Origin of the sequence: Burkholderia sp. WP9 (genome assembly GCF_900104795.1) — a bacterium.
Taxonomy (GTDB): domain Bacteria; phylum Pseudomonadota; class Gammaproteobacteria; order Burkholderiales; family Burkholderiaceae; genus Paraburkholderia.
In genome coordinates, this window is sequence record NZ_FNTG01000002.1 from 717,180 (window position 1) to 730,784 (window position 13,605).

Genomic DNA, 13,605 nt, shown 5'->3' on the forward strand with positions numbered 1-13,605 from the left:
CACAATGCGATCCATTGAAACAAGCACTGAAGCGCGCGCCGCCGAGCACGCATTCGTCGACAACGCGGCGCTGATGCTGCGCGCGGTCGGCATTGGCAAGACCTTTGTGTTGCACGGCCAGGGCGGCGTGCGAATCGAAGCGCTGGCGGGCGTCTCGCTCGAAATCGAGCGAGGCGAATGCGTGGTGCTGGTCGGGCCGTCGGGTGCGGGCAAGAGCACACTGCTGCGCTGCCTGTACGGCAACTATCTGGCGACGAGCGGCTCGATTGCGATTCGCGACCTTGGAAACGACGGCAGGTCCCTATCGATCACCGGGGCTGAGCCGCACGACGTACTGCGCCTACGCCGAAGCGTGGTCGGTTACGTGAGCCAGTTTCTGCGCGTGATTCCGCGCGTGCCGACACTTACGCTCGTAGCCGAACCGCTGCTCTCGCGCGGCGTACCGGAAGACGAAGCACGCTCGCGCGCCGCTGCGCTACTCGCCAGATTGAACGTGCCTGAAAGACTGTGGTCGCTCGCGCCCGCCACGTTCTCAGGCGGCGAACAACAGCGCGTGAATATCGCGCGTGGTTTGATTGCCGAGCACCCGCTGCTTTTGCTCGACGAACCGACGGCCTCACTCGACGCCGACAACCGCGACGTGGTCGCCGACCTGATCGTCGAAGCACGCGAGCGCGGCGCGGCGATCGTCGGCATCTTTCACGACGAAGACACGCGCAACAAGGTCGCCACGCGCCGCCTGGAACTGAAGCCGCCGCTGCGTCACTGAATGACACAAATCGGGCGCGCAACGGCACTACACTGACACATGCGGCCCCAGTGCGTAAAAAGCCCACACTCAAGTCTGACTGACTACGGAGCAAGTCGATGTTGATCAGGAACGCTCGCATCGTGACGCGAGACGAAGTATTCACCGGTGTGGTTCGCGCCGAAGACGGCGTGATCCGCGAAGTCGAGCGCGGCACGACCGCGGCGCGCGAAGCCGAAGATTGGGACGGCGACTATCTGTTGCCCGGCCTGATCGAACTGCACACGGACAACCTCGAGAAGCATCTCGCGCCGCGTCCGGGCGTGCAATGGAATACCGATGCGGCCTTCGTGATTCACGACGCCCAGGTGGCCGCGGCCGGCATCACCACCGTATTCGATGCGCTCGCCATCGGTTCGCGCACGAACGTGGGATTGCGGGGCCGCGATCTGCAAACGCAATGCGCCGAAGCGCTCACGCGCTTCTCCGAGCGCAAGCTGCTGCGCGCCGAACACTTTCTGCATCTGCGCTGCGAAATCGCCACCGCCGACGTGGTGGACGTGTTCGATTCGTTGTGCGCGCATCCGTTGCTGCGGCTCGCCTCGGTAATGGATCACACGCCCGGTCAGCGTCAGTGGCACGACCGCGAACAATGGCGCCGCTTTCAGGAACGCAACGGCAAACTGAGCGACGAACACGTGGCGACCGCGCTCACCGAACTCTCGGTCGAACAGGCACGGTACGCCGACGCGCACCGCCGCGAGATCGTGGCGCGCTGCAACCGGCTCGGCATTCCGGTGGCAAGCCACGACGACACGCTGATCGAACACGTCGAACAGGCCAAAGCCGAAGGCATCGTGCTCGCGGAGTTTCCGACCACCCGCATCGCCGCCGAAGCCGCGCGCGAGCACGGCATTTCGACCATCATGGGCGCGCCGAATATCGTGCGCGGCGGCTCGCATTCGGGCAACGTGTCGGCGCTCGAACTGGCACGAGCGGACCTGCTCGACATCCTGTCGTCGGATTATGTGCCGTCGAGCCTGATGACCGCCGTGTTCGAACTGGTCGACCAGGCCGGCTGGACGTTGCCGCGCGCAATGGCGACCGTCTCCGCCGAACCGGCGCGCACCGCCGGTTTGCACGACCGAGGCGCGATCGAACCGGGCTTGCGCGCTGACTTCGTGCGCGTAACCATGCTCGACAGGCTGCCGGTGCCGCGCGCTACATATCGCGGCGGCGCACGGATCGTTTGAAGGGAAGGCGCTCAAGACCTTGATGGCTCGCCGGACGCGCGGTCCGCGCCTGGTGCATGGTGCCTGGTGCCTGGTGAGCGGGTTCAGCGCGCGGACGGCAACTGCCCCCATGCCACCAGCACCTTCTGAATTCCGCGCGCATAGGCGTCGCGCTGTTTCGGCGTTTCCGAATGGTAGGCGCCGATCGCGCGCCACGTATTGCCGTGCTTGACCATCTTCTGTTTCAGCAGCCAGGCCGCCACATACACGTTCACGCACGGATCGACCAGCGCGCGATGCGGAACGCCTTCGCGCGCGAGGTCGTCGAAGTGAATCGAGTTGATCTGCAACTGACCCACGTCGATCGAGCCATTTGCGTTCTGCCGTATCGCGCTCGCGTCACCCTTCGATTCGTACCATGCGAGTGCGCGCAGCACCCACGGATTCACGCCCTGATAAGCCGCTGCTTCGTTGAAGCAGTCGTCGGCTGCTTGCGCGGCGCCGCATACCGACAGGCAGGCAAGTGCTGAGAAGATAATCTTCAAGGACATGACGCATCCTTCCGTTTGATAGTGATGCAGCGTGACCCGCGTCGAAGCGCCGGCCGGTTTATCTGGCCAACGCCAGATCGATCTGCCGTTGCACCGAGTCGAGATACGCATGCGAGGCGTCGGACACGACGATCCGCACGACCGGGGCGGGCGGGCTTCTGCGCTCCTGCGCCTGCGCCGCCACATGCGTTTTCTTTCGATGCGTTACCGGCTTCACCGGCAATTCGTCATCGCCCGTGCCCGGCGGCGGCAGCATGGCCAGCGACGGCAACGGCGGATACACCTTGTCCGCCGCGGCGGGAAACGCGCCAGCAGATTGCAGGTCCGCGCCAGGCTGTCCGGCGAAGGCCGGCGCGCTGAGGAGCATGGCCAGCGCCAGCAAAGTGATGCGAACGGTCACGGTGCCCTCCTTCATTGGACCGTCCTGATCGATACGCTATACGGCTGACCCAATCCGGCGGTGCGGTTCTCGAAGTTCACCCGGGCCGCGCGCTGTGCCGGCACGCCCTTCCACACCGCCTGATTCAGGTACGCGAAGTCCTGCCCCAGCGCCGTCACGAGAACGATTGTGGACTGCGGCTGCGCGGCGGCGAGTGCGCCCGCTTTCGCGAGCACGGTGGTCAGTTGCGGATCGCGCGCGCCGAGCGCGTCAGGCGGAATGTCGAAACTGAGCACCTCGTTCGGCGCCTTGTCCGTATGGGCCGCGCTCGGCGGCGGCATCTGGGCGCAGCCGGCGAGCGCGAACACGGCAGCCAGCAACCCTATCTGTCGCTTCACGGAAATCTCCCGTCGATTCATTGCTATAACGGAGTTTTCGGCAACGTCGAGGGAAAGTTGATACGGCGGAAACGCTTCACCGAAAATCAAAAAGACTTGTCTCAAGATCGGCGCAAACGATTGCTTCAACGCTCGGCGAAGCGAAGATCGAGGCAAAGTTGCCTCGCGATTCCGGCAAGAAAAAAGGAGCAGGCGCAGTAGACGGAAAGCAGATCGCAAGCAGCTGGAAAGCTGACTGGAAAGCAGGATGCGCGTTTTGGCTGCATCAGGCCGTCGGTTCGGCCTCGTGTCCTTGCGTTGCGCCCTCGCCGGCCTGCGCGTGCGCCTCGACCTGCTCGCGCCGGCGCGCTTCGAGCACATCCTGGTAACGCATATACGCGCAACGTCCGCCGGATTTAGCCGCATACATCGCCGCGTCGGCGTTGAGCAGCAATTCTTCCGCCGTGCCGCTGTCGTCGGGAAACTGGCTAATGCCGATGCTCGCGCCCACCGTCATGTTCTGCCCTTCAACCCGGACCTCTTCGTTCAGCGCCTCCATGATGCGCGCGGCGATCGCGGGCGCCGCCTCTGCCGCGCGCGGCCCTTCGATCAGCACGATGAACTCGTCGCCACCCAAACGCGCCACCAGGTCCGCGGAACAGAGCACCTGCTTCAGGCGACGCCCCACCGCGGCGAGCACCGTGTCGCCGACGGAATGGCCGAACTGGTCGTTGATCTGCTTGAAACGGTCGAGGTCGACGAACAGCACGGCGAGGCCTTCCTCTCGCCGCGTTGCTTCCTCGATCGCGCTTTCGAGCTTCTCCATGAACAGGACGCGGTTCGGCAGTCCGGTCAGTCCGTCATGCGTGGCGAGATGCACGAGTTCACGTTGCTTGGCGTGCAGCACGTCCATTTGCGATTTGATTTCGCGCCGCAGCCGGTCGAAGCAGCGCGCCAGCACGCCGATCTCGTCGGTCCGGTTGAGCGGCAGCGTAGGCATGGCGTGTTCGGCGAACAGATGCGTTGCCGCATGCGCGAGCATGTGCAGCGGCTTGGTCAGCGCGCGCGCGAACAGAATGGCGAGGAACAGCGCCAGCACACTGAAAATCAGCACCATGCGCACGATACTGTTGCCAAGCAGATTCGCGCCGGACAGGACGTCTTCGAGCGGCTTGGCGAGACCGAGCACGATGAAGCGGTTGCCCGCCAGATCACCGAAAGGCCTGCGCACGAAAGCGAGTACCTGGCCGGCGGCCTGCTTCGGCCGCGCAAGACCGTCCACCAGCACCTCGCCTTGCGACTGTTCGAAGAGCGGCCTCGTGACGGAGAAACTGTCCTGCATCAGCACGCGCCGGCCCCGATCGAAGCCGAAAGTTTTCGAGGCATCCGGATGAACGAGGAAATCGCCCCACTCGTTGGCGAGGTAGACCCGATAGTCGCTCGGCAAATCGCTTTGCAGCCGTTTGAACAGCGCCTCCAGATCGATATCGATCACGACGACGCCCACCACGTCGCCATGCGCGTTCGACACAGGCGTGCCGAGCCGCAGCGTCGGCTTGCCCTGGGCTGCATGCGAGCCGTACTCATGGTTCACCGAGATCGGCGAAATGTAAATGCGGCCCGGCGCAAACGTCAGCGTGTCGAATACGTAGGCAAACTGACCTTTCTCCTGCAGGTTCTTCCCTTCGACCCGCACGAGGCCGTCCGCGTCGCGGTCGAAGCGGACCAGTTCGAGCCCATAGTGCTGGCGCGTAATCAGGCGGATTTGCAGGTACTCGAGGTGATGCACCATGAAACTGGAATACACCTGCGCCAGCCGTTCGCGGGCCGCGTTCGGGCCGACGCCGTCGTCGGTCTGCGCGATGTCCGCCGTGGACGGCATGCTCGCGAGCACCAGCGCGTCGGAGCCGACGTCGTCGATCGAGGCGGAAAAGCGCTGGCCCAGCAATTCCGTCGACGTAAGCAGGCTGCGCCCGGCTTCGTTCACGAGCATCGTGCGATTCGCACGATACGCGTAATAGCCGGTCGCGCCTGACGCGAGCACGCCGATGCACGCGAGCAGCACGGATAATTTGAAGGTCAGCCCGGGGCGTATCATCAAAAACGCTCCGACCGGTCCCCGGACACGATTCTGGCCCACAGGTCCTCGCGCCGCTGAGTATTTTCCACCGGACCGATCCACACGATACGCGCGTTATCGCTGTTTTCCACGGGCGCCGTCAACGTATTGGCGAGCCCCTGGCGTTGTGTCAGCAATGCGCTGACGTCCGGTTCGAGCATGTAATTGATCCACGCGAGCGCAAGCGGCTGATCGGCCGCCGCACGTGTCATCGACCAGCAATCCAGCCATGCGAGCGCGCCCTCGTCGGGAATCACATAGCCCACGTCGGCGCCCGCCCGGCGCAGCAACTCGACCTGCTGGGTGCCGTAGTTGCCGAACATCAACGCAACCTTATGCTGGATGAAAAACGCGGTCGCCTCCTCGGGCAACGTGTAATAGGTCAACAGATTGCGGCGCAGATCGACGAGCTTGTGAGCGATCGTGCGCATGTGCGCGGCATCGAGTTGAAAGGGATGGGAATAGCCCAGCGCCAACGCAGTGAACGAGAAATTGTGCTGCGCACTGTTGAAGTCGAGCACCTTGCCGCGGTAACGCGGATTCCACAATTCGCGCATGGAGCGCGGCGCCACGGCGACCTGCTTGCGGTCGTAGATCAAGCCCATCGACGAGTACGTGAACGGAATGGCGTATGCCTTGCCGCCCGACGTGATGCCGCCAATCGAGGCAAGCGCCTGAAAGCGCGGCAATTGTTTTCTGGTGTTCGGCAACCTGGCGAGGTCGAGCGGCGCCAAAAGATTCGCCTCGGTATAGCGCTGGATTTCGGCGGTATTGGCGGCGAGCACGTCGAAGGGCGGCGTCCCTTTCGCATGCATCTGCGCCCATAGCGCCTCGTCGGAATCGACCAGCGTGACTTCGACGCGGGCCTTGTAACGCGCCTCGAAACGCTTCACCACGTCGGCGTCAGCGTAGCCTGGCCACGCGAGCACGCGCAGGACGTTGTCGTCGGCTTTAACCGGCGCGGCCGCACAAAGGCCGACGGAAAAAACCACGCCGGGTAGAAATGTCAAAAGTCCCAGACAAACGCTGCGACACAATAAATAGGCGCGCGCAAACACGCCGATTCGTGATTGAAAGAATCGTTTACAAACGCGCTTTTCATCTGCCGCAAACATTATGTGCATATACAACACCGTTTAGCAGAAGACCTGATGGCGAGCGTCGACGCACGGAATCGATCCGCGGACTGTCGTCCGGCGACATTCTTCAGACAGATACGCTCTGCGTGAGGCATTGGGCCGGGCGCGAGGAGCAACGATGATAGCGCTAAGAAAACCATTTTTGGTTGTCGGCTTCGCCGAGTCGAACAAATTCCGTCAAACGGGATACAGCAAGCGCGCTCATCTGCATTTAACGGCAGTTTATGCGGAATCTTTAACTCGACTACGGCCGTTTGAAACATTTGAACCCGTGAAACACGAGCGATCTGCGTCTTAACACGTAAGAGTCGCGGCTAAATTGTGCGAGGACAAACCCCGCGACACATTGCTAAAGAAACGCCGCGCGGATGCCGATAAACGTTCGCCTGCCCAGTCCGCCGCCGGCGGTCGAAGGCAGCGTCGCGCGATGCCGCGCGGCCTGTCTTCCGGGTAGTCGACGAGTCGGACAAGAAACAGACAATGCGCTTGAGCAAAACAGAATGGGTGTGGGTGGCCGTGGCGGCCGGATCGATTGCGTGCTTCGGCAGTTGGCTTCAGGGCGAAATGAATCGTGCGGCACTCGAGCGCACCCAGCGCGAAACCCAGGACATGCGCGGCACCTGCGCGGGCATGTCCGCACAGGACGCGCAGATGATGGACAAGGGCGCACTCTGGTGCGGCGAGGTCGGCGCGGAACGCGCGGATTCGCTCGCCAAGGAGTGAATCGCCGTCTTGTGCTCTGCCTGCGCTGGCGCGCGTGGGAACGCGTGGAATCGCGCACCATCCGGGCAGCCGCGACAACCGCGAAGTGACGTGACGTGACGCACGCACGCACGCACGCACGCAAATTAGCCAACTTCATTACTGCGGCATTACGTGCGCGACACGTACGCGAGACGAGCGGACCTTGCCACCCGATACGCATCAGCGACGCTTTCGCATCTCCACCACATTCACGCATTAGAAGCCAGCCTCTTGCGCCATCCGGTGTTTCACTAGCTACCCAATCTTTTTGAACTGATAAGCTTGGCGCGCGCTGCTGGCCGCCCCGGCTGGCAGCTTCAACCCAAGCCCGGTCGTGAGTCGCGCCGGGTGCCCCGCAGCGGCACAACCGCATGCGGGCGTATTTGAACTACACCGAGGAGTAAAACAGTGAAAAAACTGCTAGCGGCTTTGACGGTTGCTCTGCTTGCTACCGTCTCGATTGGCGCACACGCTAAAGATTGGTCGACCATCCGTTTCGGCGTTGACGCCAGCTACCCCCCGTTTGAGTCGAAGGGCTCGGACGGCAAGCTCGTTGGCTTCGATATCGACCTCGGCAATGAAATCTGCGCGCGCCTGAAGGCCAAGTGCGTGTGGGTCGAAAACGACTTCGACGGCATGATCCCGGCCCTGAAGGCGAAGAAGTTCGACGGCGTGCTGTCGTCGATGTCCATGACGCCGCAACGCGCCGAGCAGATCGCTTTCTCGAACAAACTGTTCAACACCCCGACGCGCCTCGTGGCGAAGAAGGGTTCGGGCATCCTGCCGACGGCCGACTCGCTCAAGGGCAAGACGGTTGGCGTGGAACAAGGCACGATCCAGGAAACGTACGCGAAGACGTACTGGGAAGCGAAGGGCACGAAGGTCGTGCCGTATCAGAACCAGGATCAGGTCTACGCCGACTTGCTGTCGGGCCGTCTGGACGCAGCGCTGCAAGACGCAGTGCAAGCTGAAATCGGCTTCCTGAAGACGCCGCGCGGCGCCGGCTTCGACTTCGTCGGCAAGAACCTCGACGATCCGAAGATCCTCGGCAACGGCGCAGGCATCGGCATGCGCAAGGAAGACACCGATCTGAAAGCGAAGGTCGACAAGGCAATCGCCGACATCATCAAGGACGGTACGTACAAGAAGCTCGAGAAGAAATACTTCGACTTCGACGTGTACGGCGGCTAAGCTGGCCATGCGCGTCTGACGACGCGCCCTGCCGGTTTGCAGAAACGGGCTCCGCCACAGGCGGAGCCCGTTTCATTTACAGCGCCGCATAAAACCACACACTGCGTCATATCGGCTAAGATCGTGCGATCGAGGCGCCCGCAAAGCGCCGCCCGCCGGCCCGAGACTGACCGGCTATCAAGCAAGTTTCCCCACTGTTATCAACGAGATAGCGCGGCACGCCCAGTTGGCCGCGGATTTGAAAACCATGCAAACCCAAACCCATCCGCTGATTGCTCCGACGCTCGGCACCGCCCGCAACCTGACGAGTTTCCACTACGGTCCGGGCGGCGGCCAGAAGATTTACATCCAGTCGTCGCTGCATGCCGACGAGCTGCCCGGCATGCTGGTCTCGTGGGCACTGCGCCGCAAGCTGACGGCGCTGGAAGCGGCCGGCAAGATTCGCGGCGAAGTCGTGATCGTGCCGGTGGCCAATCCGATCGGCCTGAATCAGCACTTTCTCGGCCATCTGACCGGGCGTTTCGAAACCAACACGGCCCAGAACTTCAACCGCAATTTCCACGATCTGTCGGCGCTGGTGCAGCCGGTGATCGAGTCGCGCCTGACCGACAATCTCGACGCAAACCGCACGGCGATCCGCACGGCCATGCGCGAGGCGCTCGACGCGCAAACGCCGCAGACCGAACTCGAATCGCAGCGCCTCGCGCTGCAAAAGCTTTCATACGACGCCGACGTCGTGCTCGATCTGCATTGCGACTGGGAAGCGGCGATGCACCTCTACACGAACCCGGACCTGTGGCCGGAAGTCGAGCCGCTCGCCTGCTACCTGGACGCCAAGGCATCGCTGCTCGCGCTCAATTCGGTGGGCAATCCGTTCGACGAAATTCACAGCTTCTGCTGGTCGGATCTGCGTGGCCGCTACGGCGACCGCTTCCCGATTCCGAACGGGTCGATCTCGGTCACGATCGAACTGCGCGGCCAGCGCGAAGTGTCGTACGAGTACGCCGAGCATGATGCGCAGGCGATCATCGAATACCTGACCTCGCGTGGCGTGATCGACGGCACGGCTGCCGCGCTGCCGCCGCTCGAATTCGCCGCCACGCCGCTCGCCGGCGCCGAGCCGATCGTCGCACCGATCAGCGGCGTGCTGGTGTATCGCTGTGAAGTCGGCACCTGGGTCGACGTGGGTCATGAGATCGCCGATATCGTCGATCCGCTGACGGAGCAAGTCGTCACGCTCAAGAGCAGCGTGGCCGGCGTGCTGTACGCACGGCATTTGACGCGCTTTGCGACGGCCGGTCTGGAATTCGCGCGCATTGCCGGTGCGAAGGCGTTCCGCAGCGGCTCGCTGCTGAGCAACTAAGGCAAAAATCTCGCTCGTGCCGCCTTATCGCGCGGCACGCCCGCGAGAGTTCGAGCCGCAACGCAAATCGCCCGCTGAAACAGCGGGCGATTTGCGTTTACACGGCATCAGCCAAACCGTGCTCAGAAAGCCGGAATGATCGCGCCTTTGAATTGCGTATCGATGTACTTGCGCACTTCGTCCGATTCGTACGCCGCCACCAGCTTCTTCACCCACGGCTGATTGCGGTCCTGCTCGCGCACCGCGATCAGATTCGCGTACGGGCCTTTGAGGTCTTCGATCGCGATTGCGTCTTTGGTCGGTTGCAGGCCGGCCTTGACCGCGTAATCGGTATTGATCGAAGCTGCGTCGAGGTCGCCGAGCGCACGCGGCAATTGCGCGGCATCGAGTTCCACCAGCTTGATCTTCTTCGGATTTTCAGCGACATCGAGCGGCGTCGCGTTCACGCCGTTCGTGCCGACGCCCGGCTTCAACTTGATCACACCGTACTTCTGCAAAAGCAGCAGCGCGCGATTGCCGTTGGACGGGTCGTTCTGGATGCCGACCTTCGCGCCTTCCGGCAAGTCCTTGAGCGACTTGAGTTTCTTCGAATAGAAGCCCATTGGCGACACATAGGTCAAGCCGACGTTGACGATCTTGTAGCCGCGCTGCTTGATCTGGCTGTCGAGAAACGGCTGGTGCTGAAAGCCGTTGGCGTCGAGGTCGCCCGCGTCGAGCGCAGCGTTCGGCTGCACATAATCGTTGAATTCGATGACTTTGACGTTCAGACCTTCGCGCGCCGCCACTTTCGTCACGACCGACCAGATTTGCGCGTCCGGGCCGCTCATCGTGCCGATCTTGAGTTGTTTGTCGTCCGCGTGCGCGAACGTGGCCGTCAGCGAAAAGGCGGCGATGGCGAGCAGGTTCTGGAGGATTGTCCGGCGTTGCATGCGTCTTCCTACATGTGATGTGTTGGTAGGCGCGCATCGTCGCATGCGGCTGTGACGGCGGAAAACCAATCGTTTTTCACACGCTTATATGCACGAGCGGGAAAAAGCTTATACGCGCATGCCCTGCTCGATTTCAGCTGGCGAAGCTATGTGAGTGTCGCGCTCACGCGACAGATTCGGAAATTAAGCAAAGCTGTCACATACCTTACTCTGCGTTCCCTTAAATTTCGGGCCATCGCACGACCCGGCCAAAGAGCCCGGCGTCGCGATCGCTTAATTTTTAATCGGAGAAAGTCTTGAACAAAAAAGTATTTGCCGCCGCTACTCTCGCCGTCTTCGCCTCCGCTGCTCACGCGCAAAGCAGTGTCACCCTGTACGGCCTGATCGACGCCGGTATCAGCTACGTGAACAACTCGAAGACCGCAACGGGCCACGACAACCTCTTCAAGTACGACGACGGCGTCGCACAAGGCAGCCGTTGGGGCCTGCGCGGCACGGAAGACCTGGGTGGCGGCCTGAAGGCGCTGTTCGTGTTGGAGAACGGATTTAACAGCGGCAACGGCACGCTCGGCCAGGGCGGCGCGCTGTTCGGCCGTCAGGCGTTTGTCGGTCTGTCGCAGAACGGCGTCGGCTCGCTGACGTTCGGCCGTCAGTACTCGTTTTCGACGGACTATCTGGGCGGCAACTACTCGACCGGCGGCCAGACCGTCGCGGGTAACTACGCTTACCACATCAACGACGTCGACCAGTTGACGTCGAGCCGTATCAACAACGCAGTCAAGTTCAGCAGCGCGAATTTCGCGGGCCTGACCTTCGGCGCGATGTACGGCTTCTCGAACCAGGCTGGCGCATTCGCCGGCGCGCCGGCAACCGGCACGACCGCTGCACCGGTCGCGGGTTCGTCGCGCGCTTACAGCTTCGGCTTGAACTACGCAAACGGCCCGTTCGGCGTTGGCGCGGCATACACGGACATCCGGTATCCGGGTCAGGCAACCCCGACGTTCTCGACGGCCATGGCCAACGTGACGACGGGCACGGTCCGCGATCTGCGCACGTTCGGCGTGGGCGGCCGTTACTCGATCGGCGCGGCGACGCTGTGGGCGTTGTATACGAACACGCGCTTCGAACCGATCTCGGGCAGCTCGACGACGTTCACCGCGTACGAAGCGGGCGCGAAGTACGCGTTCACGCCGGCACTGACGGCAGGCGCGGGCTACACGTACATGCACCTGAGCGACGCGAGCACCGGCCACTGGAACCAGGTGGACCTGAGCGTCGACTACGCGCTGAGCAAGCGTACGGACGTGTATGCACTGGGTATCTATCAGATCGCTGCCGGCCGCAACAAGGGCCAGGATCTGCAGGCGCAGATCGGTTCGAGCACGAGCTACTTCAGCACGTCGGGTACGGGTTCGGACAACCAGCTGGCGTTCCGCGTCGGTATCCGTCACAAGTTCTAAGCGGGTTTCTCTCTGCAGGGAACGCGAATTCCTTGCTGGATTGAGAGTCTGGAAAAACGCCCTGCGGGGCGTTTTTCTTTTGGGACGACACAAGGACGTTCGCCGTACCCCACACACCACCCCACTTCTTCTTTAGATGCAAAAAACCGCTTGACTATCTATCTAGTAGTAGATAAAGTTCGCTCATGGAAACGACCCCGACAGTCCGCGAGCAGATTCTCGATCACGCCATCACGTTGATGATGCAGCGTGGCTACAACGGTTTCAGCTACCGCGATCTGTCCGAACTGGTCGGCGTCAAGACTTCGAGCATCCACTACTATTACCCGTCGAAAGACGATCTGGTGCTGGAGGCGGTCAACGAATACAGCAAGGAAGTGCTAGCTGCGCTGCACGCGATCGACGCCAAACTGCCGGCCAATACGAAGCTCAGCAAGTACACCCGGCTGTTTGGCAAAACACTCGGCGACGGCGACCAGATTTGTCTGTGCGGCATGCTGGCATCGGATATCGCGTCGTTGCCGGAGAACATTCGTGAGGCGATACAGGCGTTTTTCAAAGCCAACGAAAAGTGGCTGGCGCAAGTGCTCGCACAAGGCGCGCAGGAGCGCACGCTCGTAGTGAACGGCAAGCCCGAGGCCGCCGCGCGTGCGCTGTACGCCGCGTATCAAGGCAGTGTGCTAGCAAGCCGTTTGTTCGGAACGAAGGCCCGGCTGGAAGATGTAGAAGCATCGTGGAAGAAATCGCAGTAGAGCTGTTACGGAGGTGGGCATCCGCCTCTTTATTTTTATCTTGCAGTCTACCTATAAGTAGATAGACTGCAAGCATGAGTTACCGGCGCGGATCACGCGTCCTTTTTTAACCTCACTTATCTATCTAGTAGTAGATACCCAACTGAAGGAGTTGACCGTGACCAAGATCGACAACGTGCTGTACCGCGCTCACGCCAAGGCAACCGGTGGCCGTGACGGCCGCGCCGTGGTGCCCGAAGGCAGCCTCGACCTGAAGCTGACCACGCCGAAGCAACTCGGCGGTGCCGGTGGCGAGGGCACCAACCCGGAGCAACTGTTCGCGGCCGGCTACAGCGCGTGCTTCGTCGGTGCGATGAAGTTCGTCGCGGCGCGCGAGCGCATCGCGATTCCCGCTGACGTTTCCGTCGAGGGCAGCGTCGGCATCGGCGCGATCCCGAATGGCTTCGGAATCGAAGTGGAGTTGAAGATCTCGCTGCCCGGCATGGCGCAAGACGCGGCGCAGGCTCTCGTCGACAAGGCGCACATCGTGTGTCCGTATTCGAACGCTACGCGCAACAACATCGCCGTCACGCTCACGCTCGTCTAATCCCAAGCCCTCTTCCTGACTATTGCGCTCACCGG

Annotated in this window: 14 protein-coding genes; 8 read left to right on the forward strand and 6 right to left on the reverse strand. The window is 62.1% G+C overall.

Annotation, left to right across the window (positions count from 1 at the left end; genetic code table 11):
• Positions 1–4 precede the first annotated feature (4 nt).
• Positions 5–769: a phosphonate C-P lyase system protein PhnL gene (gene phnL, locus BLW71_RS24500; protein WP_091802773.1), complete on the forward strand. Its 765-nt coding sequence runs from the start codon at positions 5–7 to the stop codon at positions 767–769.
• A 98-nt stretch (positions 770–867) separates the two neighbouring features.
• Positions 868–2,001 carry an alpha-D-ribose 1-methylphosphonate 5-triphosphate diphosphatase gene (locus tag BLW71_RS24505; protein ID WP_091802776.1) on the forward strand — a complete coding sequence of 378 codons (1,134 nt, stop codon included), beginning with the start codon at positions 868–870 and terminating at the stop codon, positions 1,999–2,001.
• 83 nt (positions 2,002–2,084) lie between these two features.
• Here BLW71_RS24505 and BLW71_RS24510 read toward each other — a convergent pair whose 3' ends face one another.
• The 5 genes from BLW71_RS24510 to BLW71_RS24530 form a co-directional block, all read right to left on the reverse strand.
• Positions 2,085–2,531 carry a lytic transglycosylase domain-containing protein gene (locus BLW71_RS24510; RefSeq protein WP_091802779.1) on the reverse strand — a complete coding sequence of 149 codons (447 nt, stop codon included), beginning with the start codon at positions 2,529–2,531 and terminating at the stop codon, positions 2,085–2,087.
• Between the two features lie 58 nt (positions 2,532–2,589).
• Positions 2,590–2,931 (reverse strand): hypothetical protein, encoded by a 342-nt coding sequence (locus BLW71_RS24515; RefSeq protein ID WP_286162090.1) that lies wholly within the window; start codon positions 2,929–2,931, stop codon positions 2,590–2,592.
• An 11-nt stretch (positions 2,932–2,942) separates the two neighbouring features.
• Entirely contained in the window at positions 2,943–3,251 is a 309-nt protein-coding gene (locus tag BLW71_RS24520; RefSeq protein ID WP_286162212.1) for a hypothetical protein, read from the reverse strand.
• Positions 3,252–3,573: 322 nt separating this feature from the next.
• Positions 3,574–5,385: a diguanylate cyclase domain-containing protein gene (locus BLW71_RS24525; RefSeq protein WP_091802784.1), complete on the reverse strand. Its 1,812-nt coding sequence runs from the start codon at positions 5,383–5,385 to the stop codon at positions 3,574–3,576.
• Positions 5,385–6,530, reverse strand: coding sequence for an ABC transporter substrate-binding protein (locus BLW71_RS24530; RefSeq protein ID WP_091802787.1), 1,146 nt, complete (start codon positions 6,528–6,530; stop codon positions 5,385–5,387). Before BLW71_RS24530 ends, BLW71_RS24525 begins: the two co-directional genes overlap by 1 nt.
• Before the next feature lie 495 nt (positions 6,531–7,025).
• Here BLW71_RS24530 and BLW71_RS24535 point away from each other — a divergent pair, with 495 nt between their 5' ends.
• From BLW71_RS24535 to BLW71_RS24545, 3 genes are all read left to right on the forward strand, one after another.
• Positions 7,026–7,268, forward strand: coding sequence for a hypothetical protein (locus BLW71_RS24535; protein WP_091802790.1), 243 nt, complete (start codon positions 7,026–7,028; stop codon positions 7,266–7,268).
• 429 nt (positions 7,269–7,697) lie between these two features.
• A complete protein-coding gene (locus tag BLW71_RS24540) occupies positions 7,698–8,480 on the forward strand; it encodes an ABC transporter substrate-binding protein (protein ID WP_091802793.1) in 783 nt (260 codons plus the stop codon).
• A 247-nt stretch (positions 8,481–8,727) separates the two neighbouring features.
• Entirely contained in the window at positions 8,728–9,843 is a 1,116-nt protein-coding gene (locus BLW71_RS24545) for a succinylglutamate desuccinylase/aspartoacylase family protein (RefSeq protein WP_091808806.1), read from the forward strand.
• Positions 9,844–9,965: 122 nt separating this feature from the next.
• On the opposite strand, the gene BLW71_RS24550 is transcribed toward BLW71_RS24545, so the two are convergent.
• Entirely contained in the window at positions 9,966–10,772 is an 807-nt protein-coding gene (locus tag BLW71_RS24550; protein WP_091802796.1) for a MetQ/NlpA family ABC transporter substrate-binding protein, read from the reverse strand.
• 296 nt (positions 10,773–11,068) lie between these two features.
• On the opposite strand from BLW71_RS24550, the gene BLW71_RS24555 reads away from it, so the two are divergent.
• From BLW71_RS24555 to BLW71_RS24565, 3 genes are all read left to right on the forward strand, one after another.
• A complete protein-coding gene (locus BLW71_RS24555) occupies positions 11,069–12,232 on the forward strand; it encodes a porin (RefSeq protein WP_091802799.1) in 1,164 nt (387 codons plus the stop codon).
• Positions 12,233–12,417: 185 nt separating this feature from the next.
• Positions 12,418–12,984, forward strand: a complete 567-nt coding sequence (locus tag BLW71_RS24560) for a TetR/AcrR family transcriptional regulator (protein ID WP_091802805.1) — start codon at positions 12,418–12,420, stop codon at positions 12,982–12,984.
• Between the two features lie 157 nt (positions 12,985–13,141).
• Entirely contained in the window at positions 13,142–13,570 is a 429-nt protein-coding gene (locus BLW71_RS24565; protein WP_091802808.1) for an organic hydroperoxide resistance protein, read from the forward strand.
• Positions 13,571–13,605: the final 35 nt, after the last annotated feature.